Below are 24,269 nucleotides of genomic sequence, written 5' to 3'. Positions count from 1 at the left end.
TCGTGCCCGTTTATCTTCGCTTTACAGCATGCGGGAGTCCGCTCTGCGCCGTTTGCGAACAATACGTTAGCGCAAACGGCGACGGCTGAACAGATTAATGATTTATATCTCAGGAAACAGAATGCCGGTAAGCCGATCCCCGAACTTTCTCAACGGCTACTTTCCCGGCGATAAACGCATGGTCCGAATTGTAGTATTCCCATTCGCTGTAGCGTCCGGCCAGGGTGATGCCGTGCAGCAACAGCCATTTGCGGATCGTCTCCACGTTCTCCTTGCGGCTCTGATCGTAGATCACGTAGGCGTAGGGGATATCGATTTGGTTGGCGGTGATAATCTCATCCTCTGCTGAAATAATTCCGGCTTCGATGCACTCCTTAATGCAGCGGTCGATCAGCGCCTGGCCGTCAACCGGCAACGGTTTATCCGGTGAGTAACTGATTTCACAGGTCAGGCCGCAGCTGCCCGCCGGGCTGCAGAAGGGGCTGGCGTTCCCCTGAACAAAAATGCGGTGAAATATTGTCTTACCGGCAAAGTAAATCCAGTGTTTGTCGGTCAGATTGTCACGGCCAACCCCCAGATTGACGCAGCGAACGGAGACGTGGCGCAGGCCTTTCGCTGCTTTACGTACGTCAGGCGGCACTTCGTCGCCCATCAGGCGAATCAGCTCCGGCAGTACCAGAGTGCTGATCATATGTTCATAGCGATACTGCCGTCCGTCTGACAGCGCAACGATATGCTGATTGGCATAGATTTTACTGACCTCGGCCCCGGTCTCTATCCGGCCTTTAATGTGCGGCAGAAAACCGTTCATCAGCGCCTGGAAACCGCCCTGCAGCGGATAACCAAAGCGCGCATTGGGCCCCATCGGCTTTGAGGTCTCGTTCAGGGCGCCGTCGATAATTTGTTCCAGGTCGGGCAGGGGAACGCGGCCACCCAGCCAGGATGTCTCCATTTCCGACAGCGGCACCGTCCATAGCTTTTTATTATAGGGAATAGCAAAATGCCGGGCGATCCCCTTGCCCCATGTCTCATAGATAAAGGCTTCAAAGCTGCCTTTTCGTGGCGTTTTCTCCGCTGGATCGGCGCTGATGTAGTCCGGCACCGCGCCATCGGCGCAGCAGTCGTGGTGCTGTTTTCCCTGGCCGCTTTTCTCGCTGCAGGTCGTCATGCTTTGCACACCCGAACCCGTTCCGTATCGCGCCTCGATGGCACCCAGAATGCACTCTTTAACCACCGTGGCGGGCAACCCGTAAAGGGATCCCTGGAAGGGGTAGCGGGTATAAACGCCGTCGGTATAGACCCAGGCTTCACGGATCTGCCAGTGGATATTGTCCCCCAGTAACGTTTTGTACAGCGCCAGCACCTCTTCGTCAGCGGAAAACATAATGTGGCCCGCATAATCGAAGGTAAAACCTTTGTCCTGAATGGAGCGACAGAGCCCGCCGACCGTGGCATTGCGCTCAAGCAACGTTGCCCCTTCGCCATAGTGATAGGCCGCGCTCAGCCCGGTTGGCCCGGCCCCGAGGATTAAACATTTCTGTGCTTCTGTGCGGGCCGCCTTCTGTGGGATCAGCCGTAAAACCGGCTCGGAAGCGGATTCGTCGGAGCTGCTATCCGCTGTGCTGACCGTCGCAGCCGAGGCATCCAGATAGCGTAAAAATGCGTTCTCAATCAACGCGTGCATGCTCTGCACGGTTTTATCCCAGGAGGTGCTGGCGACAATACGCTGCATCGTCTGCTGCTGCGCTTTTCGGGTCTCTTCCGGCAGCGCCAGCGCCTGTTCGCAGGCGGCAATAAAGGCTGCCTGGTCGTGGGCAACAGCCACAACGTGGCTATAGGGTTTTTCAACATCGGCAATGGCGGTACTGACCACCGGCAGCTGCGCGGCCATGTACTCGAGCACTTTTGTCGGGCTAATGAACCGCGTGGATTCATTCAGCGCGAACGGCATCAGGCACACATCCCAGCCGGCAAGGAACTGTGGCAGGGCCTGATAAGGCTGCATGCCGGGATAATGAATGTTGCTGCGTCTGGGCAGGGTAGCGGGATCGATCTTCACCACCGGGCCGACCATCACGATCTGCCACTCCGGATGTGAATCCGCGAGAGCCGCAATCAAAGATAAATCCATACGTTCATCAATAACGCCGTAATACCCGAGCCGTGGATGGGGGATCTCGTCCTGCAGCGGGTGATGATTCGCCCGATCCAGCGCCTGTTCGAAATGCACCGCATCGACGCTGCTGGCAAAACAGTGAATATTCGGGTGGCGGCCTTTCCTCGCTTCATACAGGCTGGGGCCACCGGTAAAGACAATATCCGCCCGGCTCAGCAGAGCTGACTCACGTTGCAACAGCTGGCGAGGGGCTTTCTCAAAGGCGGCAAGTTCATCCATGCAGTCATAGACCACGATCGCCGGAGTAAAGATCTTCAACAGCGGAAGCGCCATCGGCGTATAGAACCAGACCACCGGGGTTTCGTCCGGCTCCCGTAGCTCCGTCAGGAGCGTTTCCAGAAAGGCAATTTGCTCGTCGTGGAACCCGGCCGCCGTTGACGGGGTATGCGGCTGAACCACGGTGACGTTTGGGGCGGGCCGGGAGAGCTTCAGCTCCGGTTTCTCCGCTGAATAGAGCGGCTCCTCAATAAAGACAATGTGATAGTGCTGGGCAAGACGTGTCATCAGATGCTGTGGACGCTGAAAGACAAAGTCCCAGCGCAGGTGACTAAAAACATATATTTTTTTCATATCTGATACCTCTGTGCCGGTGCAGGTAAAGGCGCCTGATGGCTGTTGAAAACGTTTCAGCCGGAGCTGGGTTTGCTCAAGCGCGCGTGCGTAAAGGGTATTAAGATGTCGCTCTTTATCGGGCGTAATGTCCCACAAACCGCAGTGATGCCAGACAGCACAGTTTTCCCAGTCGGGGCGGTCAATAATGGGGTAAAGGCAGATCCCTGAGAGCTCAACGCCCGCCAGCTGTGCCTGAGCAACCTCAGAGGCGACATCGTTAATCCAGGCTCCACGCCCACTGCCGACATGGCTTGTTTCGGCAAGCAGAATAGGGCGGTGATAGCGTTCATAGAGTTCCTGCAACATTTCGTGTAATCGTCGTCGTCGCCGGTCGCCAAGATGCCAGGCGAGGCGCTGGTTGTTTCCCATCATCCACTGGTTGTCGTGGTAGTAATTGGCCCCGATCAGATCCAGGTAGCGTGGGTTACCGCCGAGCTCGGGCTCATGCCGTCCCGCTAGCATGTCCCACGCCTGGTACTGCGCCGTGCGCAACGCCTCGGTTTCCTGTTCGGTCGTGGGGTCGTCGTCGGGAGAAATCAGATGAATCAGAGGGTCACAATGCAGAATTCTGGCCCGGGGATCGGCAGCCCGGATGGCGTCGCAGGCAGCTATCGTGGCGCGAACCAGCTGCCGCTTGATCTGCATGCTTTCCATCTCTTCCGCAAGGGCGGCGGGAAACAGGCCCACGGTAATCCCCCAGGCGGTAAAGGAGATCTCGTTGACCGGGGAGTAGACCGGCGGCTCCTGATACCAGGGGCGCAAAAAGGCGGCCAGCGCGCCGCACAGCCGGGCGAAACGCGTCACAAATGCCTCAGAGAAAAAATCGACATCGTCTGGCCAGCCGTAATGGCAAATCGTCCAGCAGATCTGGATACCGTTCTCCTTTGCCGATGCCATTTTGGCCGCGACGGCGGTAAAGTCGTAACCCTCTGATGTATCGGTAAGTCGCCAGCCGACGCTCTCCCTCACCGTGGCGATGTGAAAAGGGCGGAGTGCCCTGTAATCATCGTAATGTCTGCTGTCATGACCCGTTTCGTGATCCATTGAAAGGGCATGCCCTTGCCGCGTAACAAAATCTGCACCTTCAAACCCCGCCTGCCAGAATGAACTAAAAATAGGCATCTCACTGCTCCCGATGGATAGTGTTTATCAATAAAAAAACAAACCGGCATGGTATTAAAATGGGGAAATAAATAATCCCTTTTTACGGATCACAATACGGCAGAATAATCAGGTCCTCACTCATATTTACGTCACAATCATGCATGCTTATCCCCTCCACGTATTTTATTAAAGGCGGAACAGAGTCAAAAATAAACCACCCGGAAGTACCAGGTTTGTTTCAACATCCCTTGCAGAAATAAGCGCGAACCAGCTTTACCGCTGTCTTATCTTTAAATGATAGACGGGAACACTGATGAGGAGCAGGGTCTTTTCATCGACGCTCTGCTTCGTTATTAGAAAAGATGATTAAAATCATCGTGAGACAGGAGTGCTTTTTTTACAGTTAACGCTTCGGTTAAGCGAAATTATTTTTTATAGGCTGCATAAAGCCCCCGGGGCCGCTACGTTAGTTTTTTGCATATGCAGGGTTTGCTGGCTGTAATTAACGAACCGGTACGCGCCCTATATTTAATACATTTCTTATTTGACGATCTCACGCGGAGTAAATATAAATTACGGCACATTTAATAATGAATAAATAACTCCGGATAATACATATTATATGTAGTTACAACATACAGTACTCTTCTTTAACCCTATACCTCAGCATAGTGCTCGGTAACAAAGCCTTGCAGTTCGAAAGGGGGGTTTGAACATTCTTATCCTTTTCAGGGGATAATTTGCACTTATCCCCTAGAGGGGTTATTCTCATTTTATCCCCTACAGGGGATTTTCTCAAAATATTCGCTATGGGGAATAATCATGAAGGTGACATCGGCAGACGCACTGGCGCAGGCCGTCCGGGATCAGCGTAAGGTCAATAAGTTAACCCAAACGGCGACGGCTGAACAGGTAGGTATTAAACAAACCACCGTATCGGATTTCGAGAACAAACCGGGCTCTACCAAGCTGGACACCTTGTTCAAAATCCTTGCGGCGCTGGACCTGGAACTGCACGTGGTAAAACGCGGTGCCACGCTGCCGGACAATAACGCCTGGACGAAGGAGTGGTAAGCGATGCGCGCAAAACGTCTGACTGTCGCGATGAATGGCGATGTGATAGGCACGCTGCATCGTGATGGCAGCGGGGCGATGTCCTTTCAGTATGCCCCAGCGTGGCTGGCAGAGCCGGGTTCGCGAGCGATCTCGCTCTCTCTGCCGCTGCAACACGGCAGGATTAGCGGCGCGCCGGTCTTCAATTTCTTCAGCAATCTGCTGCCTGACTCCGAGGCGATTATTGCCCGCATGCAGGCCCGTTTTCAAGTGGAAACCACGCATCCTTTCGATCTGCTCGCCAGCGTTGGGCGTGACTGCGTCGGCGCCATTCAGCTCTATCCGCCGGGGCAGGAGATCCCCCCGGTAACGGATATCGTGGCCGAACCGCTGGATGACGATCAGATTGCCGCGCTGCTCGAGGGCTACCAGATGGCGCCGCTGGGGATGACAGAGGAGGGCGCCGATTTTCGCATTTCGCTGGCCGGGGCGCAGGAGAAAACGGCGCTGCTGTGGTATCAGGATCGCTGGCAACGGCCCCAGGGCAGCACCCCAACCAGCCATATCTTCAAGCTGCCGATAGGTAGAATAGAGCAGAATAACATTGACCTGAGCGAAAGCTGCGAAAACGAATGGCTCTGTTTGCGTATCGCCAAAGCCTTTGGTTTCCCGGTCGCGCATGCCGACATGGCACAGTTTGGCCGGAAAAAGGTGCTGATTATCGAGCGTTTCGATCGTCGATGGGCCCGCAGCGGCTGGCTGATGCGCTTGCCGCAGGAGGACTTTTGCCAGGCGCTGGGCGTGTCGCCAGCGCTGAAATATGAGTCTCACGGTGGCCCCGGGATTGCAGACGCCATGAAGCTGCTGCTTGGTTCTCGCCTGGCGGGGCAGGATCGCGAGATGTTCTTTAAGGCGCAGATCCTTTTCTGGATGCTGGCCGCCATCGATGGCCACGGTAAAAATTTTAGCCTGTTTATTGAGGCCGACTCCTCGTTTCGCATGGCCCCGCTGTATGACGTGATTTCCGCGTTTCCGCTGTTCGACGCCGGGGGGATCCCGGTCAAAAAGGCGAAGATGGCGATGGCGCTACAGGGAAAAAACCGGCAGTACCATTTCGCGATGATCCAGCCGCGACACTTTATCAGCACCGCCGCCTTTGCGGGATTTTCGCAGGAGGCTGCCCGCCGTTTGATGACGGAGATGGCCGCGGTTACCGACGACGTTATCGCCACCGTCAGGGCAGAACTGCCGACGGATTTTCCGCTGCCGGTGAGCGAGGCTATTTTTCGCGGTTTAGCCCGCCAGGCGGCGCGGATAGGGCGATTCAATGAGTTAACCCCGTAATACAGCATGCCGGGCACCTGCTTTAGGTACTAAAAATGGTAGGTAATTGAGATATATTTGCATTTGTAAATGATATTTATTTTCATTATCATTTTTCTTTACGTAAGCAACTGTAAAGAAAAATGACATGAACAACGCCTCTGCTGTAAAGAACAAAACGCTGTGTGCCCTCGCTATTTCACTGGCTATGCACTCTGGCTCGCTCTTCGCTAAAGAATTTACCGAGAAGGATTTCCTCGTTCAACCACTGGGACATGGCGTGTATGAGCTGGCCTATGATAAAGACCAGAACGCGCTCTATGCAGCCTCTGCGCCCTCTTTTGATAAAGACAAAACCGCCGGGCTGGTCTTCCAGCTGGCCGCACCCACGCTGAAAATTGAGCACCAGATCCCTACCGAACGCCGCACCTTTGCCGTCGCGCTGGATCAGGAGCAGCACATTCTCTATCTGGGTAATGCCCTGGAAGGGTCGGTCACACTGCTCGACACGCGTAACAATAAAATCATCAAAACGATCCAGCTGAGCGACGATTCAGATCCGAATAAAAAAGCCCACGTCCGTGAAGTGGTGCTGGATAAAAAACATCAGCGCCTGTATGTCTCCGGAATTGGTCGTAAGGGTAAAGGCCTGCTGTGGGTAGTGGATACGCAGAAGCAGGCTCTTGCCCAGACCCTCGAAAAACTGGAGCCCGTCGGTTTTGCCGTGGATGAGACTGGCGACAAGGTTTACGTCGTCTCCGGCTCCGGGGAGCTGATCACTCTGGAGGGTAAAACCTCGCAGCTGCTCACCCGCGTGAAGGTCGATCCTGCCGACCCGGAACATTACTTCCTGAACATCGCGCTCAACACCGCGAAAGGGGTGGGCTATATCGCGGATACCAACACCAAAGATGTGCTGGTTGTGCAGCTGGATTCCGGCAAACTCCTGCACCGTGTCCCGACGCCTAATTCCGTCGGCGTGCTCTACAACCCCGCGCGTGAAGAAGTTTATGTCACCCATCGCAACGATCGCCAGATTAGCGTGATCGACGCGACCAACAATCGCCTGAAACACACCATTAAAACCGCGGCGATGCCAAACAGCCTGGCGCTTTCTGCCGACGCCAGCACGCTCTATGCCAGCGTCAAGCAGGATGAGAAAGCCAGTGCAGCTGACTACGTGCTCAAGATTGATTTAAACCAGTTCTAAGGATCCCGTTGTGATTAAGCAAACACGCATGGCCGTGGCGGTTTCGCTCGCCCTGGTTAACCTGCCGGTAGCCGTTTTCGCCGCAGAAAACACCGCCGTAAACGAAGATGAACTGGTAGTGACCGCGACCGGTTTTAGCCAGGAACGCCGTGAAGCACCGGCGACGATTTCCGTGGTGAATGAAAAAGAGCTGAACACCCGCTCGAATCAGAACGTTACCGAAGCCCTGCGCGAGATGCCGGGCGTGCTGGTCGGTAACGGCCACGGCAGCCTGGCAACAGGCGATGTGCAGATGCGCGGGATGGACTCCACCTATACCTCGTACATGGTAAACGGCATCAAGCAGGCGACCCGCGAATCCCGCCCTTATGGACACCATATCGGCACCGAAGCGGCCTTTATGCCGCCGCTTGCCGCCATCGAGCGGATCGAGGTGATCCGCGGGCCAATGTCCTCCCTGTATGGCTCTGATTCCATCGGCGGCGTGGTCAACGTGATCACTAAGAAGGCCTATAACCTGGAGAAGTGGACCGGGGTTCTGGAGGATAACTACTTCCTGCAGGAGAAGAGCGAGTACGGCAATACCAACCAGACGAATGCCTTTGTGATGGGACCAGTGATCCCGGGCAAGCTTGGGGTGAGCCTGGCCGCGGACTATCTCGATCGCCGCGACGATGACAGCATCAACGATGAGCGTTTTGTTAAGCATCAGTCCGGGAATCTGGATGCGACGATCTCCATGTCGCCGACCGATACCCAGCTCTGGGATCTGAATGCCAACAAAGGCAACCAGGAGAAAACCCATAACGACAAGCAGTGGTACTGGGGCTTCGACCGCGATGCGGCCTCGCTGTCGCAACATGCCTGGTATGGCGACATCCTGGAAGTAAAGAACTTCGTCAGCTACGAAAAAGCCAAAACCGAGTACCGCGTTCCGGGAATGTCATCGCAGTTTATTACCCAAAAGAACTACGAAGCCAACAGCGCCAACACCTTTACCCTGGGCGATCACAAGCTGACCCTGGGGGTGAACTTTACGCGCAACGAGCTGGATGATGAGTTCGGCATTAAGGATAAGGAAGCGCCGGGCGTCACGCCGGTCAGCGAAATTACGCGCGACGGCTGGGCAGTGTTTGCCGAAGACGCCTGGATGATCGTGCCGGACTTCACCCTGACCACCTCGGCGCGTCTGGATCATGACAGCTATTTTGGTTACCACGTCACGCCTAAGCTCTACGGCAACTGGACCATCGATGAAAACTGGGCGCTGAAGGGCGGTGTCTCTGCTGGCTATAAGAAGCCGGATCTGCGCCAGAATAACCAGGGCTTCACCAGCGTGTACGGCGCTTATCCGTATTCGGAAATCGGCATCGGTAATGACGATCTGAAGCCTGAAGAGAGCGTCAACACCGAGCTGGGCATCTACTGGCAGCAGGACGCGCTGGCGCTGGATGCAACCCTCTTCTACACCAAATTTAAGGACAAAATCAGCGACCATCTCATTTGTACCGCGTCGGACACGCAGAAGTGTACCTACAACGGGTATGTCGCGGATACCGTCTTCCAGTACGCCAACGTCAGCGATGCGGAGATCTACGGTCTGGAGCTGAACGGCGACTGGCAGGTCACGTCCTCCCTGAGAGCCAACGCCAACTATACGTACACCCACAGCGAACAGCAGAGCGGGGAGTATAAAGGGTATGCGCTGAGCGATTTCCCGGAAAGCATGGCCAACGTCTCCCTGACCTGGAACGCGGTAAATGACCTGGAGCTGTGGACCAAAGCCAGCTGGCGCAGCACGTCGCCGGACATTGGTAAATCCAGCGAAACGGAAGCCTATGCCCTGGTCGACCTGGGCGCGCGTTATCATCTGAACAAGAACGTGACGCTGATGACCGGCATCTATAACCTGTTCGATGCCAACCCGATCTACCGCACCTCTTACAACCAGTCTTCAATGCTGGAAGGTCGCCGCTATAACTTTGGCGCCCGTATCGAGTTCTGATATCTCTGCCGGGGCCTGCGGGCTCCGGTCTCTTCGGCTGGTTAAAACGTTCTACTTGTGATACTTAAACTGGGATACAACAAACCAGGATAATAAAAGATGTCGCAGAACAAAATTGCCCACAAAGTACAAAACCTCCAGTCATCCGCGATCAGAGAATTATTAAAACACAGCAAGATGGAAGGGGTGATTTCACTTGGCGGGGGCATTCCCAACCCGGATCTTTTCGATCGCGAAGGGCTGGAGCTGGCTATGGAGAAGGTGCTTTCCAGCACCTGGAAAGAGGCGTTTCAGTACGGTCTGAGCGAGGGCAGCCCGGAGCTGCGCGGGGCCATCTGTCAGCTGCTGAGCGGCAGGGGGATTACCTGCGGCGTGGATGACGTGGTGGTGACCTCCGGCTCCCAGCAGTCGCTGGATATTCTGGCGCGGGCGCTGATTAACCCGGGCGACATCGTGGTCGTCGAACGTCCGACCTATCTCGCTGCGCTGCAGGTTCTGCAGTTAGCGGAGGCTAACCTGATGTCGGTGGGTACCGACGGCGACGGGATGATCATCGATGAGCTGGAAGCCCTGGTTAAGACCACGCCGGTGAAAGCCGTCTATATTGTACCGACGTTCGGCAACCCGGGCGGCGTTACCCTGGCAGAGCAGCGCCGCAAGCAGTTAGTGGCCTTATCCCAGCGCTACGATTTCGTCATCATCGAGGACGATCCCTATGGCGAAATCAACTTCACCGACCAAACCTTCACGCCACTCAAGGCCTGGGCGGCAGAAATGGGCTGTGGCGATAACGTGATTTATACCTCCACCTTTTCCAAAATCCTCGCGCCGGGCGCAAGGGTTGGCTGGTTAGTACTGCCGGACTGGATAAAGCGTCAGGTGGTGATCCTCAAGCAGGCGACCGATCTGCACACCAGCTCGTTATCGCAGTCGCTGACGTATCACTACCTGGAGAGCGGCCGCCTGGCCGGGCAAATCGACCTGATCCGCGAAGCCTATAAACACAAGTGCCAGATCCTGTGCCAGCACGTGGAAAACGAACTGAGCGAACATTTGACCTTCCATAAACCGATGGGCGGCATGTTCCTGTGGGCCAAATTTAAATACGAGATGAATACCACGGCGTGGTTGAAAAAGACGCTCAGCAACGGCGTAGTCTATGTGCCTGGGGAGTTCTTCTACTGCAACGAGCCGGATCATGCCACGCTGCGCATGTCGTACGTCAGCGTCACGGATGAGAACCTGAAAGAAGCGGTGGCGCGGTTAAAAGCCTCGCTGTAAGTTCCCGGAACGGGTGGCACAAGCCACCCGTTTTTAGTTATCAGCTGCGAATAAATTCCAGTAAATCTTTGTTGATGGTATCAGGGTGAGTGGTGTGCATCCCGTGAGGATACCCCGGATAGACTTTCAGGGTGCTGTTGCTGAGAAGTTCATCCTGGAGCAGGCTGGCGTTTTTGTAAGGCACAACCTGATCGTCATCGCCCTGCAAAATAAGCACCGGCAGGGTGATCGCTTTCAGATCGGCGGTCTGGTCCGTTTCTGAAAACGCCTTAATGCCTTCATAGTGCGCCTTCGCGCTGCCAATCATCCCTTGTCGCCACCAGTTCTGGATGGTGCCCTGCGAAATTTCAGCCCCGTCACGGTTAAAGCCGTAGAACGGACTGGTCGCCACGTCGAGATAGAACTGAGCCCGGTTTGCGGCCAGCGCTTTCCGGAATCCATCAAACACGTCTATTGGTGTACCGCCTGGATTGTCGGGCGTTTTCACCATCAAAGGCGGTACGGCGCTGATCAACACGGCTTTCGCCACGCGACCCTGCGGTTGTCCGTATTGCGCCACGTAACGCGCCACCTGGCCACCGCCGGTGGAGTGGCCGACATGCACCACATTGTGCAGATCCAGATGTTCAACGATGGCGGAGACATCGGCGGCGTAGTGGTCCATATCATGGCCGTCGCTGACCTGATCGGAGCGGCCGTGACCACGACGGTCCGAGGCAATGACACGGAAACCTTCCGCTAAAAAGAACAGTAACTGGTTATCCCAGTCATCCGCGCTTAATGGCCAGCCGTGATGGAAGAATATAGGTTGTGCATCTTTGGGACCCCAGTCTTTATAGAAGATACTGACATTATCTTTTGTGGTGACAAATGACATGGTGAACCTCTCGGGGAGTGAAAGAACCTGAGTGAGATGAGTGAGTCAATTGGATTGGCCCCTATATTTCCATACACTTTTTATCACTTAACCCATTACTGGTTCGCCGCCGCAGATATTCCCGTGGCGAACGATACCCCAGTGCACTATGCGGATGCCATTCGTTGTAATGTTCGAAGGCCTCCGCAAGGTTCTTTACCGCTGTTAACCCGTCGGGTTTCGGCATGATGCTGATGTAATCGCGCTTCATCGTTTTCACGAAGCTCTCTGCCATCCCGTTGCTTTCCGGGCTACGTACCGCCGTATGTTTAGGCTCCAGTCCTACCATTCTGGCGAACTGACGCGTCTGATAAGAACGGTAGGCTGAACCGTTGTCTGTCAGCCACTCAACGGGGGATGTCGGCAGGCTGTCACCGAAGCGACGCTCCACGGCACCCAGCATGACGTCCTGCACGGTTTCACTGTCATATCCACCGTTACTGGCCGCCCAGTAAAGTGCCTCGCGATCGCAACAGTCCAGAGCGAACGTGACCCGCAGTTTTTTTCACCGTTATCACAGCTGAACTCGAAGCCGTCAGAGCACCACCGCTGGTTACTTTCTCCAACGGCCACTTTCCCTGTATGCGCCCGCTTCGATGGCGGTATTTCCGGTTTACGCTCAAGCAGCAGCGCATTCTGACGCATGATGCGGTATACGCGTTTGGCATTGATCACCGCCATGTCGTCAGTTTCTGATTGTCTGCGCAGCAGTGCCCATACCCGACGATAACCATAGGTGGGCAGATCGCCGATAACGGTATGGATACGGGCCAGCGCGTCAGTATCATCAGGCTTGCGCTTGCACCGACGATCCTGCCAGTCCTTCGACCGACGGGCCATGGCATGCAGTTGCGCACGTGACACCCGGAGGCAACGACTGACAAGGCTTATTCGCCATCCTCCGGCAACAAGGGCACGTGCGCTATCCACTTTTTTTGTCGGCCATATTCAACGGCTTCTTTTAGCAGCTCGTTTTCCATGGTTTTCTTGCCCAACAGGCGCTGCAGCTCTTTAATTTGCTTCATCGCAGATGCCAGCTCCGACGCGGGCACAACCTGTTCTCCTGCGGCAACGGCTGTAAGGCTGCCTTCCTGATACTGCTTACGCCACAGGAACAGCTGACTGGCAGCAACGCCATGCCGACGGGCGACCAGCGACACGGTCATTCCGGGCTCAAAACTCTGCTGAACAATGGCGATTTTTTCCTGAACACTTCGCCGTCTGCGCTTCTCTGGACCTAAAACATCAATCATTCGGACTCCAACGACTAGTCTAAAAACTAGTATTAAGACTATCACTAACTTAAGTGATACCAACTGTCTGGAGATTCAGGGGGCCAGTCTATCAATAGGTGACGATGTACAGCCGCTTAGAAGTCTAGTTGAGATAATTAACGGCTGCCTCCAAAAGAGAACGTAACCGTTTTGCGCAGCCGGCTCAGGCTAAACAGCATCGACGCGACAGAGGCTGCGACGGCGACCCACAGGGCAATATGGACGGCATGTTCATTGAACGTCTGGCCGGATTCAGTCGACATGACGGAAAGCAGGATACCCACCACGGCGGCGCCCAGGCATTGCCCAAACGTCCGTGCGATAGACAAGATCCCGGAGCCATAGCTGGCGTACTCACGAGAAACATTAGACAGCATCTCCCGGTTGTTGGGGCTCTGGAAGCAGCCAAACCCGATGCCGCACACCAGGCTGCGCAGGCAGATATCCCACACCGCAGGCGTGGCGGGCAGCATCGCCAGCAGAATCAATCCCACAACAAAAATAGCCAGCCCAATGGTGGAGATCAGCGGCGCAGAAAGGGTATCGGCCCAACGGCCGGCATGGGGCGCAATCAGTACAATGCCAATCGGCCAGGGAATAAACAGCAGGGCGGACACGACAGGGCTATAGCCATACACGCTCTGAAAAAGGAAAGGCAACGCAATAAAGGTAATGCCCTGGCTGATAAAAGAGGCCAGCGAGGTTAAGGCTGCCAGGGTAAAACGCCCATTTTTGAAAATGGCAGGCGGCAGTAAGGGGGCCCGGACACGGCGGATATGCCAGATAAACATCATAATGCTGATGATGGCGAGGAGCCCCCAGCTGACGGTCTCGTGGTGGCTCGCAGTCTGATGGCTGGAAAGGCTATTCGCCGCCATGATGGTTGAACCTAACAGCGTCGCCGACAGCACCGCCCCGAGCGTGTCGAACGCAGCGTTGCCGGAGGTTGGTTTTCCGGGTAATGCCTTGCCAGCCAGCACCAGTGCGAGCGTTCCCGGAATCAGGTTAATGGCAAACAGCCATTGCCAGCTGAAAGTGTCCAGAATTGTACCGCCCAGTACGGGAGCAATAGCCGTACTGGAAGCAATCAGCAGGGCATGCAGTCCCAGAACGCGCCCGAGCAGTCGTCCCGGGAAAACGGATCGCAGGATCGCCGGGGCAATACTCAATGTGGCCGCGCCGCCGATCCCCTGCAAAATACGCATTCCGATCAGCATCTCCGGCGTTTTTGCCAGCGCGCAGCCCAGGGATGTCAGCGTAAACGTAGCCAGTCCTCCCAGAAAAATGGGGCGCGTTCCGTATCGGGCCGCGAGTGAGGCGAAGATCAGTAACGTCATGGCAGCCGAAAGCAGATAGCCGTTGGCGAACCAGACAGCAATATTGGCGGGCACCCGCATCGCTTGCGCCATGGAGGGCAGGGCAATGTTGATCATGGTGCCATCGAATACCCCCATCAGCGTGGTGATCATCACTGCGATCATAACCCTGGCGCGTTCCTGGCCTGGCAGCCCTTCGTCACCGGGTTGGTTTGAAAATAATGTATTCATCCTGACTCCTGGGGATGGTGTTTTGATGAAGAAACTATAATCATGGGGCATAGAGTGCGGAAGGCGCATCGTCCACACTGAATCATTGCACCGAACGCCTTATCTGATTTCGCCTTGAGGTTAATCATGTCTGACCCTGATTTTAACTTGCTTGTCGCGCTGGACATCCTGCTGGCAGAGGCCAGCGTTGCAGGGGCCGCGCGACGCTTAAACCTGAGTACATCAGCCATGAGCCGAACGCTCAGCAGGCTACGGGAAGTAACGGGCGATCCGATCCTGGTGCGGGCCGGACGCAACATGGTGCTGACGCCCTGGGCTGAAGCGTCCCGGGACCGCGCCCGGAACGCGGTGCATGAGGCGAGGGCGGTACTGCAACCCTCACTGGAGACGCTCAAGGTGGAAAATCTGGCGCGGCTTTTCACCATCAGAGCCAACGATGGATTTGTTGTCGCGTTCGGCCCGGCGCTGATTGCCGCCGTAGCTGAGGCCGCTCCTGACGTGTGTATCCGCTTTGCGCCGAAGCCTGAAAAAACGTCTCGCTATCTGCGTGAGGGCCTGGTCGACCTGGAGATTGGCGTACAGAGCAACATGGGCCCTGAAATTCGCCTTCAGCGACTCTTCCAGGACAGATTTGTGGGTGCGGTTCGCAAGACGCATCCGCTGGCGACGTTACCGGAAATCGGCATCAATGAATATGTCGCCTGGGGCCATGTGGTGGCCGCGCCAGACGGATCGTTACACGGGTTTGTTGATGATGCGCTGGCAGAGTCAGGCATGAAACGTAAGGTGGCAAGCGTGGTGCCTGGCTTTCCAACGGCGTTATCCGTAGCGCTGGCATCCGATCTTATCGCCATGGTGCCGGCGCTCTATTTAATTAATCAGCAGATGACAGAGCAGTTGCACGTTTTTGAACTGCCATTTAAAACCCGGACCATAACGGTATCGCAGATGTGGCATCCCAGAATGGAAAAGGATCCCGGCCATCGCTGGCTGAGAGAGAAGATTAAAGCGGTGTGTCAGACGGCGGGTGGGTGAAACTGCGCTCCGAATGGCAACCAGGCAATCCGGAGCGCTATCCTTTATACGTGCAGTTCTGCGACGACCTCGGCAACGCTTTTCACGCGGCGAATGCTGCCGATGCCTGTGCCGAGAGAGATATAGCCCTCGTCAGTATTGCCTTCAAGCATTCCCAGGCGCAGACCGCGTAATCCGCCCATCACCTTCGCCAGCTCTTCCTTACTGGCACCCTCTTTATCCAACGCAACCAGTTTATCGGCGAGCTTACCCGGCAACGAACGGTAGTAATCGGGAAGGGTGCGGAACAGGCGCATATCCAGCCCGTTCGCGGCGATAATTTTGTCTTTTACTGATTGCGGTACGCGGCTTTCAAGCGTGCTGATAAATACCGAGCCGGCAAACACACCCTGTGCGCCCAGGGCATGTGCGGCTCTGGCGGTTCGGTTGTCGGTTATCCCGCCCGCAGCCATAACCGGGACATTTTTCACCGCGTCGGCGATCAGCGGCACAATGGAGAAAGTGCCCAATGTGACGCCGGGCAAGGTGCCGCCTTCATCAAACCCCGTCGCCACAATAATATCGGCCCCGGCGGCTTCCGCGAGTCGGGTGTTTTCCGGAGAAGGGTTGATATCCCGGAAGATGATTTTGATCCCTGCGGTTTTCAGCTCATCAAACAGGGCAGGGATAATGGAACCTTCGCCGTAGCCGGTGTAAACCACTGCATGCACAGCTTCCTCTTTGATGACGTTGAGGATGGACGGTGTCCAGATGTCATTTTCTGCCGTCGGGATCAGATTGACGCCAAAAGGTTTCTCGGTGAGCATTTTGGTTTTGCGGATCTCTTCGCGCATTTTCTCGGCTGTCGCTTCCGGCGTTGAGACCGCTGTTTCGGCCGTTAATCCGGCATTGGGTCCGAGTACTCCGAGACCTCCGGCGTTACTGACCGCCGCCACCAGACGGGCATCGGTGAGCCATGACAGAGGCCCCTGAATGACATTTTTTTCGATACCCAGAATATAACTAACACTCTGATTTTGCATGAGACATTTCCTTTAACTAAGACGGTTCGTAGACCGGTATAGCCTGAGTCTACTCGCCGCTTTTGTTCTGAAAAATAGCGAATATCCTTCATCACTTTTACAAAATCAGTAACAATGGACGCGTTATCTATTTCGGGATGAAGGCGTGCTATGCAAATCAACGTGTACGAACTGATGCGGATCTTTATTGAGATCGTCGAGTCGGGCAGTTTTTCCCAGACGTCAGAAAACCTGCAAATTCACCGGCCCGCAGTGACCAAAGCGATCAAACAGCTGGAGCAGCACACGGGGGTGCGTTTGCTGCACCGTACAACCCGGCGAATCACGCTGACACCCGAAGGGGAAGAGTTTTACCGCAGCAGTAAGCCCTTGCTGGAACAAACCGATGCTTTATTAGGCTCTTTTGTCGCGGGCCGTTCATTATGCGGGCAGCTGCGTGTGGATATGCCCGTATCGATTGCCGCAATGCTGGTTGTACCCAGGTTGCCGGATTTCTATCGCCATTATCCCGGAATTGAAGTGGTGCTCAGCAGCTCCGACAGGCGTAAAGATATGCTGCGTGACGGCCTGGACTGCATCGTCCGTGTCGGTCCGCTGGAAGACGGTGACTATGTGGCTCGCTCGCTGGGTAAGATTAAACTGGTCACCTGTGCCAGCCCGGCATACCTTGCGGAGTATGGCGTGCCTGAAACGCTGGACGATCTGCAGAATCACCAGGGCGTGAACTGGTTTAACATTAACAGCCGACAAATTATGCCGTGGGTGTTTCAGTCGCCGTCTGGCATTGAGGAACTTAATCTGGCAGGCAAATTGGTGCTGGATAATTCAGAAGTCTATATTGCGGCGGGTCTGGCCGGGCTTGGGTTATTGCAGGGCATGGATTTCTTTTTACGCCCGTACATCAATGACGGACGTCTGGTAGAAGTGTTGCCTGGTCATCCGGTTCCGGCGCGACAGTTGTCCGTGCTTTATCCGCACCGGCATATTTCCCCGAAAGTGCGGGTCTTTACGCAGTGGCTTGAGACGGTTTTGAAGGCGTATACCTAAAATTGGGGCAGGGTGGACTGAATGAAAGTGATACTGGTGCGGCACGCGGAAACAGAGTGGAATGTGCGGGGAATTATTCAGGGGCACAGTGATAGTGCGTTGACCCGTCGGGGATTGCATGAAACATCGGCCTTACTGGCCGCGCTTGCAGCAAGTGATTACCGTATCGAAGGTGTTTACGCATCTCCGCTTGGCCGTGCATGGCAAATGGGCCAGAGCCTGGCTAAGGGCTTTCGCTGCCCATTGACAGCAGAACCAGCTCTTAAAGAACAAGCCTTTGGTCAGTTTGAAGGAGTGTCATCAGAGCTGCTCATCCAAAACTATCCAAACGATGCCCGTGCATTATTCGAACTTGATGCAGCGTATTGCACACCAGGTGGTGAATCTCTCGCGCAGGCTTCTCAGCGGGTTATGCATTTTTTACATCACATGGAATCAACGTCACAGCATCAAACAATTTGTATTGTGACACACGGGCATGTCAGTCAGGGCGTTCTGGCGATTCTTAAAGATGGGGTAATCGATTATTTCCCACGATATGCACAACCCAACGCGAGTTACTCCGTGTTCGATCTGATAAACGGGAAATGTACTGATGTCAGATGGGGAATTGCCACACACTTGCTTCAACTTCGTTGGTGAACAACACGAGAATGAAAACTCCTCTGTGATAAATGGCTGGATAGGAAAGGGAAGGTTGTGGTGCACGCGTATTGGGTTATCTGCATAAGGATAAGGAACAGGATGGTGTAGGTCTATATATTGCATTTAACATAATATACATTATGCGCACTAATGTAGTAACAGCACAATTATCAGATTTAGTTCGGGCTAGACCTCATCCTTGTGGGATTCTGATAACGACACATGCCGCGGATTTTTAACGGTGAATGACGGTCATCGGCCTGAACTCATCTAAGCCACAAGACTCTCGAAAGACATCGCGTTCTGGCGCCACTCATTCATCACCAAAGGAAAAAGATTGCTTTTGCAGGCAGCGTGAAGCTACGTTGAATACTTTGATTTCTGGATGTGGCCTTCTCTTATAAATACGGAAAACCTCCAAATGACTGATGCACATCAGGATGGCGCAATGATTAACCGCTCCGCCAGAAATAGCTGGTTGATCATTTCCGCCCATTTTATCTCTGACTTCGGCGCTTTTCTAAACATGGTGGCGTTATCCACCTATGTTTACTTGCTAAGCCAAAGCGTGACGCAAGTAAGTATTTTTCTGGCCTGTCGCGTCACCGGGGGAATCTTAGCAAGCCTGTTTGGCGTCCCTTACTTCAGACGCTTTACCGGGCGCTTGCCCCTGGTAATACTGGATATTCTTCGCGCTGCGCTGCTGGCATTATTGTTAATTTTCCCTTCTTCCGTACAACTTTATCTTTTACCTTTTATCGCTCTGGGAATTGGTATAGGTAATTCCATGTTCGCAATTGGGTTAAACAGCCAGTTGCCCTCTTGGGTAGATGATTCCCGCCGGGTTGCAACGAATGCCTGGTTGACGTCGGCCTCTGCGACAGGTGCTGTGACGGGCAGTATGGTGTCAGGTATATTGCTGGCTACAAACGGTTATGATCTGGTATTCGTCACCAATATTGTCACTTATCTCCTGGCCGGTTTATGTATTCTGCCTTTACGCTTTCTGATTATCCCGGCGGGAGCCGAGATAAAAAATCAGCGTAAAGAGTGGCGTGATCTTTTTAAGGGGCTACGGGCGGCACCGCTGATGGCTGGAATGTTGCTGATAACAATGGCTGATACTCTCGGTAGTGCTGCCCATAACGTCGGCTTTCCAGTCATTTCAGAGCTTCTGACGTCGGCATCTCCAGGCAAAACCATGGGTCTTCTGCTGGCGGTCTGGGCCGGTGGGAAATTTGCAGGTGCAAGATCGTCGAATTATTTTCTGCTTAAGCGAGGGATACCAGCTGAGCGTCTATTTTTTTATGGTGTGGCCTTAATGTCCCTGGGATTTATTTTAACTTTCCAACAAAATACCGTTTCCCTGGCATTATTTTTTATTTTCTTTGCGGGTATTGGAGATGGACTTGCGGATGTGAGTCTGATTTCACGAATTCAAAGTGAAGTTGAATCTTTACGGCTACCTGTTTTTAGTTTGATGACTCTGTTACAGATGACAGGTTTCGGTGTTGGAATGCTGATAGTCGCCCCCTTTTATATCTGGTTAGCCCCCTCGTTGGTCATTATTATTTTTCATGGCATCCCATTACTGACGTTGATCTTCGTATGGCTATACAGCCGACGTGGACACGCCTCACGTTAGACAGGAATTGCCAGCGACACTGAACAATAAAAAGCCGTAAGCAGCTTCCCGCTTACGGCGACAGGATCGGTGATAACCTGTTATGGCAATCAGGCAGCCTTAACTGCTCTGATTTTTTTACTGCCATCTGCATCTGACTCTGCTTTATCTGTTGCAGTTGCGGCATTAAGATCAGGGACCTTGCTGGTACGCAGAATATGCTGCACGGCCTCTTTCTGCTCGGCAAGAAACAGCCCAAGATTCTCAGCCTGCGTTTCATCCATCTGCATTTCGCTTTGCAACAGCCAGTCGGTGAACGCTTCTGCCATGTCGAGCAGTTTGTCGTGAGCGTCAGCCTCTTTCTTACTGGCAAATGTCATTTTCTCTTCACCTTTTCTTACGACAACAAATTTTGTTTCAACAGCCATCATATGCCCCCTATACTGTAATTATATACAGTATAGCAGTTTCGGATGAGTGTTGCAGCCAAAATGTGCTCACGTATGACAGCATGGCGCGACTCCCGGCCGCACGGTTATTATGAATCCTGCAAGCGTGCCAACATCCTGATCCGGCAGGCATAAATAATCGCGCACAACAGCAGACTCAGTAATGCGGTGCAGATAAATACCCCCGCTCCGGTCATGGCCAGCATCACGCCACCGATCAACGGCCCGGCAGCGATCCCTAGCGTCGTCAAGGTCGAGGCCCCCAGATAGGCACCGCGATGCTCTGCCGGTGCCAACTGATCGAGCAGAATGTTCAGGTTCGGCATCAGAATCGCCTCCCCCATGCTGAACACGGCGGTCACCGTCAGCCAGGCCCAAACTTCCGTCGAACGGGTGGCAAACATGCAGAGCTGCGACAAAGCGAAAATTAATCCCCCTATAAGAATGCGTCCCGGCAGGCCGATCTGCGCCAGAAACCGCATAATAAAGCTCTGGAACACCAGCACGGTACAGGCATTGGTAACCAGTATCAGGGTAATCAGCTTAACCGCCGCATTGCTATCCAGTAACATCAGGTACTGGGGTGATACGGCTTCGTAATGGATGAAAACAATGCTGCACAATATGCTGCACAGCAGTACCGCAATGTAGATTCTGTCCCTGGCGATAATTCCCATCACCTGGTGCAGTTTAACCGCCGGCACGTCACCGCCCTGCTGTTCGCCCAGCAGTTTTCCCGCCGGGATAAACAGCAGCACGTAGACAAAAAACGGCAGATAGGTCAGTCCGGTGATCAGAAACGTGCCCTTCTGAGATGTCAGACCAAAGACTAACCCCACCAGCGGGCCAAACACTGCCGCAACGTTGATCAGGTAGTAGCGCATCTGGAGCGCAAGCGCGCGGCGGCGGCGATCGCCCAGCAAATCACTCATGAGTGCACGCACAGGAGGATCAACCCATGCAAAGCAAACGCCGATGATCATCAGGCCGGTAATAAACAGCCCCATCCCGGTAGCCTGCGCCAGCGTGATATAACCCACGGCGGAAAAACCACAGCCCAGCAAAAGAATTATCCGGCGTCCCAGCCGGTCCGAAATCTGCCCGCCATACATACCGAGTACCACCGACAACAGCGCGCTGCTGGTCATCGCCACGCCAATAGCAATCGGCGACATATGATAATTCTGCGTCATGATTACGGCGATAAAGGGCCATGCCATAAAATAGCTGAAGCGGATAACGAAGGTAAAAAAGAGCAGCGCATGAACAGTCGCCGGGAAGGTTTTAAGCGTCTGAAATAGACCCGGTGCCGCACTAACTTCAGCGGCGGGTTTTATCGTCATAAGTCATCCTAATGATTATATTTATTAACATATAAAATCGCTATGCACTATAAGTGACTAAATATTAATATGATTTTTTGACGACAACCGCAACGCAAATGTTAAATAAATGTTTAATTTACCAGCTTATGACGTGAGGGCTATTTGTCGCAGAGAAATATAAGGGAAAGAAGGATTGAGGAGACATAATGCGAAAGTTAATACTAAAATCACCGGCAGCTCGTTGCAGGCTGCCGGTCTGAGAAGCTTTAAAATCTGTTGGCGTCGTCCCCACCAGCAAAACAGTCTTCGTCCAGCATCAGGCTACCTATTTTATGCACCGGGCCACACATGCTGACCTGAAACTCATCACCGAAGGTGATTTGCAGTTGCCCACCCGGCATATTCACGCTGACAGCGTTATCAACCCGACCTAATTTGCGCATGACGCTGGCCGCCGCGCAGCTGCTGCTACCGGATGCCAATACGCAGCGTATTGCGATCAACAACCTCCACCAGCTGAACATTGGTGCGTTTGGGAAACAAGGGATGATTTTCAATCTGCGGCCCTAAACGGTGAACCAGCGCCAGATCGAGCTTATCCACCAGCACAACACAGTGAGGATTGCCCATGGAGACCAGCGAGACCAGAAGGGTTTCGTCCGCCAGCTTCAGGGGATAATTCAGCGCTTCGGGTTGTTCAATCAGGGCCGGCAATGCCGCCGGACTGAAGTTAGCCCGTCCCATCTCCACCGTGATTTGATGGGGATCTTCATGGACCCTGCAATGTACGTCCCCGCCCGCGGTGTGCACTAAAAATGGCGCGTGTCCGACGCGGCTGATATCAAAAAGATAACGGGCATAGATGCGGAGACCGTTACCGCTTTTTTCGGCTTCTGAACCATCGGGATTGATAATTCGCAATGTGGGATCGTGCCGATCGCCACTGTCAACAAGCAGACCGTCAGATCCTAACCCATAGTGGCGATGGCATATGAGACGAACCTGCTCGATGCTCAACTGCTCTGCGACAGAACGATGGCACACCAGGTAATCATTACCGAGTCCGTGATATTTATGGAATAACAAAGAAGTCATGGATTGCGTTCTGAATTTGATTATTTAACAAATACATTACCGTATTTTTCATTCCGCAGGACAAAAAAGTGAACGCTGTTTTCGTTCATGTTCAATAAGCCATTCTTTACGTGCAATCCCTCCCCCGTGCACTATTAAGGGGCCCAGGCCCCCTGATCGTTACAATGCCTTATCGGTAAACAGCGGTACGTTGCAGGATGTGGAAATATGATCCAAATAGCCGCGCAGCGCCTCTGTATACGGAAAACCTTTCACAATCGTCAGCGAATTGAGAACCGGGAAGAGATAAAAATCCGTGATGCTGACAGGATTTCGGGCGCTCATATACGCCTCGATGTTACTGAGCGCCCCGGACAGCGTATCGATGTACGTCTGGCTATTGGCCATTAACGCATCCAAATCGCCAAACGCCTTAATCTCGCGCTGGGTATAGGCTTCTCGCGCGGCTGGCGTGGCGAGTTCTTTAAAATCGGCGCGGGTGAAACGCGGGATCGCAAGGTTAAATACGGCGCGGGTATTCTCTTTGCACCAGGCTTCAATCGCCGGGTCGCATTCCCCTTCAATAACCGGAGCGCCGTCAAGCTGGTCAACGTAATGAACGATATCCATGCTTTCCGGCATGTAGACGCCCTCTTCTTTCTGCAGGATCGGCACCACCTTTCTACCCACCATGCGGGTTGGCGTTTCGGCGTCGCCTTCCATAATCACACCCAGCTCGACAGGCACCTTTTTAAGACCAAAGATCATTCGCGCACGGATACAGAACGGGCAATGCTCATACACATATAGTTTCATGGCACTCTCTTTTCAGAACAGTTCAATAACGGGATGACTCATACCATAGCATCTGGCAAACAGAGTCACGTTTTCCAGCCTAACTTTAGTAGGTTAATGTCAGAAGCCTGCTGGAAATCAACTTCATAATCAGTACAATCCTTGTGACAATATTGTTAATGAGATTTAGATATGAAGTTATTTTCCACCGCGCGTACGGATGTGTTGCTGCTGACTACGGATCTGGCTGACAACCTCCAGCTTTTCCTGCTGGAGAACCGGGCGTATTTCGCGCCCTTTGAGCCATTGCGTAATGAGGACTATTTCACGCTAAACAGTATTACTCAAAGAATTGAAAGTGCGCAGAGCGATTACGACGCGAGAAAATGTCTGCAATTGGTTTTCACTTTAAAAGACGAACATAAGATCATCGGCAGTATCAATTTCACTAACTTCATCTTTGGCGTTTTCCAGGCGTGCTATCTCGGATTCTCGCTCGATCCTGCTTATCAGGGAAAAGGACTAATGCACGAGGCGCTGAAGGCATCGCTGAACTATGTGCAGGCGAATTATGGTTTTCATCGGATTATGGCAAACCATCTTCCTGATAACGCCCGCAGCAGTAAGACTCTGGCCAGGCTCGGGTTTGTGAAGGAGGGATATGCGCACTCCTATCTCAAAATAAACGGGGTCTGGCAGGACCATGTGCTCAATTCACTTATTCTGCCAGAAGTAGAGTGAGTGGCCTCTGT

General features: G+C 53.6%; 17 protein-coding genes and 2 pseudogenes. 10 read left to right on the top strand and 9 right to left on the bottom strand.

What is annotated here, in order from left to right; translation table 11 throughout:
- Window positions 1–109: 109 nt before the first annotated feature.
- A complete protein-coding gene (locus LRS40_RS19145) occupies window positions 110–3,910 on the bottom strand; it encodes an NAD(P)-binding protein (protein WP_231312382.1) in 3,801 nt (1,266 codons plus the stop codon).
- An 804-nt stretch (window positions 3,911–4,714) separates the two neighbouring features.
- Here LRS40_RS19145 and LRS40_RS19140 point away from each other — a divergent pair.
- From LRS40_RS19140 to LRS40_RS19120, 5 genes are all read left to right on the top strand, one after another.
- Window positions 4,715–4,966, top strand: coding sequence for a helix-turn-helix domain-containing protein (locus LRS40_RS19140; RefSeq protein ID WP_142489448.1), 252 nt, complete (start codon window positions 4,715–4,717; stop codon window positions 4,964–4,966).
- Window positions 4,967–4,969: 3 nt separating this feature from the next.
- Entirely contained in the window at window positions 4,970–6,289 is a 1,320-nt protein-coding gene (locus LRS40_RS19135; RefSeq protein WP_231312381.1) for a type II toxin-antitoxin system HipA family toxin, read from the top strand.
- 127 nt (window positions 6,290–6,416) lie between these two features.
- The gene (locus LRS40_RS19130) at window positions 6,417–7,478 is read left to right on the top strand and encodes a YncE family protein (RefSeq protein WP_231312380.1); all 1,062 of its coding nucleotides are present in this window, start codon (window positions 6,417–6,419) and stop codon (window positions 7,476–7,478) included.
- A gap of 10 nt (window positions 7,479–7,488) precedes the next feature.
- Window positions 7,489–9,483, top strand: coding sequence for a TonB-dependent receptor domain-containing protein (locus LRS40_RS19125; protein ID WP_231312379.1), 1,995 nt, complete (start codon window positions 7,489–7,491; stop codon window positions 9,481–9,483).
- A 99-nt stretch (window positions 9,484–9,582) separates the two neighbouring features.
- Window positions 9,583–10,764 carry a PLP-dependent aminotransferase family protein gene (locus tag LRS40_RS19120; RefSeq protein WP_142489444.1) on the top strand — a complete coding sequence of 394 codons (1,182 nt, stop codon included), beginning with the start codon at window positions 9,583–9,585 and terminating at the stop codon, window positions 10,762–10,764.
- A gap of 40 nt (window positions 10,765–10,804) precedes the next feature.
- On the opposite strand, the gene LRS40_RS19115 is transcribed toward LRS40_RS19120, so the two are convergent.
- From LRS40_RS19115 to LRS40_RS19105, 3 genes and pseudogenes are all read right to left on the bottom strand, one after another.
- Window positions 10,805–11,641, bottom strand: coding sequence for an alpha/beta fold hydrolase (locus tag LRS40_RS19115; RefSeq protein ID WP_231312378.1), 837 nt, complete (start codon window positions 11,639–11,641; stop codon window positions 10,805–10,807).
- Window positions 11,642–11,702: 61 nt separating this feature from the next.
- Window positions 11,703–12,933 (bottom strand): annotated as a pseudogene (locus LRS40_RS19110) (IS3-like element ISEc36 family transposase).
- A gap of 137 nt (window positions 12,934–13,070) precedes the next feature.
- A complete protein-coding gene (locus tag LRS40_RS19105) occupies window positions 13,071–14,501 on the bottom strand; it encodes an MFS transporter (protein ID WP_231312377.1) in 1,431 nt (476 codons plus the stop codon).
- A gap of 126 nt (window positions 14,502–14,627) precedes the next feature.
- Here LRS40_RS19105 and LRS40_RS19100 point away from each other — a divergent pair, with 126 nt between their 5' ends.
- Window positions 14,628–15,536: a LysR family transcriptional regulator gene (locus tag LRS40_RS19100; protein WP_231312376.1), complete on the top strand. Its 909-nt coding sequence runs from the start codon at window positions 14,628–14,630 to the stop codon at window positions 15,534–15,536.
- 44 nt (window positions 15,537–15,580) lie between these two features.
- Here the strand turns inward: LRS40_RS19100 and LRS40_RS19095 are convergent, their stop codons facing one another.
- On the bottom strand, window positions 15,581–16,558 hold the full coding sequence (locus LRS40_RS19095) for a nitronate monooxygenase family protein (RefSeq protein ID WP_231312375.1): 978 nt from the start codon (window positions 16,556–16,558) through the stop codon (window positions 15,581–15,583).
- 150 nt (window positions 16,559–16,708) lie between these two features.
- Here LRS40_RS19095 and LRS40_RS19090 point away from each other — a divergent pair, with 150 nt between their 5' ends.
- The 3 genes from LRS40_RS19090 to LRS40_RS19080 all read left to right on the top strand — a co-directional run bounded on the left by LRS40_RS19090 (window position 16,709) and on the right by LRS40_RS19080 (window position 19,895).
- Complete coding sequence (locus LRS40_RS19090; RefSeq protein WP_231312374.1) at window positions 16,709–17,605, top strand: LysR family transcriptional regulator; 897 nt, start codon at window positions 16,709–16,711, stop codon at window positions 17,603–17,605.
- A gap of 21 nt (window positions 17,606–17,626) precedes the next feature.
- Window positions 17,627–18,247: a histidine phosphatase family protein gene (locus LRS40_RS19085; protein WP_231312373.1), complete on the top strand. Its 621-nt coding sequence runs from the start codon at window positions 17,627–17,629 to the stop codon at window positions 18,245–18,247.
- A gap of 424 nt (window positions 18,248–18,671) precedes the next feature.
- Complete coding sequence (locus tag LRS40_RS19080; RefSeq protein WP_231312372.1) at window positions 18,672–19,895, top strand: MFS transporter; 1,224 nt, start codon at window positions 18,672–18,674, stop codon at window positions 19,893–19,895.
- A gap of 89 nt (window positions 19,896–19,984) precedes the next feature.
- Here LRS40_RS19080 and LRS40_RS19075 read toward each other — a convergent pair whose 3' ends face one another.
- From LRS40_RS19075 to grxB, 4 genes and pseudogenes are all read right to left on the bottom strand, one after another.
- Complete coding sequence (locus LRS40_RS19075; protein WP_142489437.1) at window positions 19,985–20,302, bottom strand: YebG family protein; 318 nt, start codon at window positions 20,300–20,302, stop codon at window positions 19,985–19,987.
- Window positions 20,303–20,412: 110 nt separating this feature from the next.
- Window positions 20,413–21,666, bottom strand: a complete 1,254-nt coding sequence (locus LRS40_RS19070; RefSeq protein ID WP_231312371.1) for an MFS transporter — start codon at window positions 21,664–21,666, stop codon at window positions 20,413–20,415.
- Window positions 21,667–21,914: 248 nt separating this feature from the next.
- Window positions 21,915–22,743, bottom strand: a pseudogene (gene dapF / locus LRS40_RS19065) (diaminopimelate epimerase).
- 159 nt (window positions 22,744–22,902) lie between these two features.
- Entirely contained in the window at window positions 22,903–23,538 is a 636-nt protein-coding gene (gene grxB, locus LRS40_RS19060; RefSeq protein ID WP_142489432.1) for a glutaredoxin 2, read from the bottom strand.
- A gap of 171 nt (window positions 23,539–23,709) precedes the next feature.
- Here grxB and LRS40_RS19055 point away from each other — a divergent pair, with 171 nt between their 5' ends.
- Complete coding sequence (locus LRS40_RS19055) at window positions 23,710–24,258, top strand: GNAT family N-acetyltransferase (protein WP_231312370.1); 549 nt, start codon at window positions 23,710–23,712, stop codon at window positions 24,256–24,258.
- Window positions 24,259–24,269 lie beyond the last annotated feature (11 nt).

It is taken from the genome of Leclercia sp. G3L (genome assembly GCF_021117075.1).
Taxonomy (GTDB): domain Bacteria; phylum Pseudomonadota; class Gammaproteobacteria; order Enterobacterales; family Enterobacteriaceae; genus Enterobacter; species Enterobacter adecarboxylatus_C.
The sequence above is the reverse complement of the archived record's forward strand: the minus strand, read 5'-3'. Positions and strand labels throughout refer to the sequence as shown.

Excerpts from the sequence above, each read along its gene's own strand:
- LRS40_RS19145 (WP_231312382.1), bottom strand. The coding sequence starts at position 3,910 with ATGCCTATTTTTAGTTCATTCTGGCAGGCGGGGTTTGAAGGTGCAGAT.
- LRS40_RS19140 (WP_142489448.1), top strand. The coding sequence starts at position 4,715 with ATGAAGGTGACATCGGCAGACGCACTGGCGCAGGCCGTCCGGGATCAG.
- LRS40_RS19135 (WP_231312381.1), top strand. The coding sequence starts at position 4,970 with ATGCGCGCAAAACGTCTGACTGTCGCGATGAATGGCGATGTGATAGGC.
- LRS40_RS19130 (WP_231312380.1), top strand. The coding sequence starts at position 6,417 with ATGAACAACGCCTCTGCTGTAAAGAACAAAACGCTGTGTGCCCTCGCT.
- LRS40_RS19120 (WP_142489444.1), top strand. The coding sequence starts at position 9,583 with ATGTCGCAGAACAAAATTGCCCACAAAGTACAAAACCTCCAGTCATCC.
- LRS40_RS19115 (WP_231312378.1), bottom strand. The coding sequence starts at position 11,641 with ATGTCATTTGTCACCACAAAAGATAATGTCAGTATCTTCTATAAAGAC.
- LRS40_RS19105 (WP_231312377.1), bottom strand. The coding sequence starts at position 14,501 with ATGAATACATTATTTTCAAACCAACCCGGTGACGAAGGGCTGCCAGGC.
- LRS40_RS19100 (WP_231312376.1), top strand. The coding sequence starts at position 14,628 with ATGTCTGACCCTGATTTTAACTTGCTTGTCGCGCTGGACATCCTGCTG.
- LRS40_RS19095 (WP_231312375.1), bottom strand. The coding sequence starts at position 16,558 with ATGCAAAATCAGAGTGTTAGTTATATTCTGGGTATCGAAAAAAATGTC.
- LRS40_RS19090 (WP_231312374.1), top strand. The coding sequence starts at position 16,709 with ATGCAAATCAACGTGTACGAACTGATGCGGATCTTTATTGAGATCGTC.
- LRS40_RS19085 (WP_231312373.1), top strand. The coding sequence starts at position 17,627 with ATGAAAGTGATACTGGTGCGGCACGCGGAAACAGAGTGGAATGTGCGG.
- LRS40_RS19080 (WP_231312372.1), top strand. The coding sequence starts at position 18,672 with ATGACTGATGCACATCAGGATGGCGCAATGATTAACCGCTCCGCCAGA.
- LRS40_RS19075 (WP_142489437.1), bottom strand. The coding sequence starts at position 20,302 with ATGGCTGTTGAAACAAAATTTGTTGTCGTAAGAAAAGGTGAAGAGAAA.
- LRS40_RS19070 (WP_231312371.1), bottom strand. The coding sequence starts at position 21,666 with ATGACGATAAAACCCGCCGCTGAAGTTAGTGCGGCACCGGGTCTATTT.
- grxB (WP_142489432.1), bottom strand. The coding sequence starts at position 23,538 with ATGAAACTATATGTGTATGAGCATTGCCCGTTCTGTATCCGTGCGCGA.
- LRS40_RS19055 (WP_231312370.1), top strand. The coding sequence starts at position 23,710 with ATGAAGTTATTTTCCACCGCGCGTACGGATGTGTTGCTGCTGACTACG.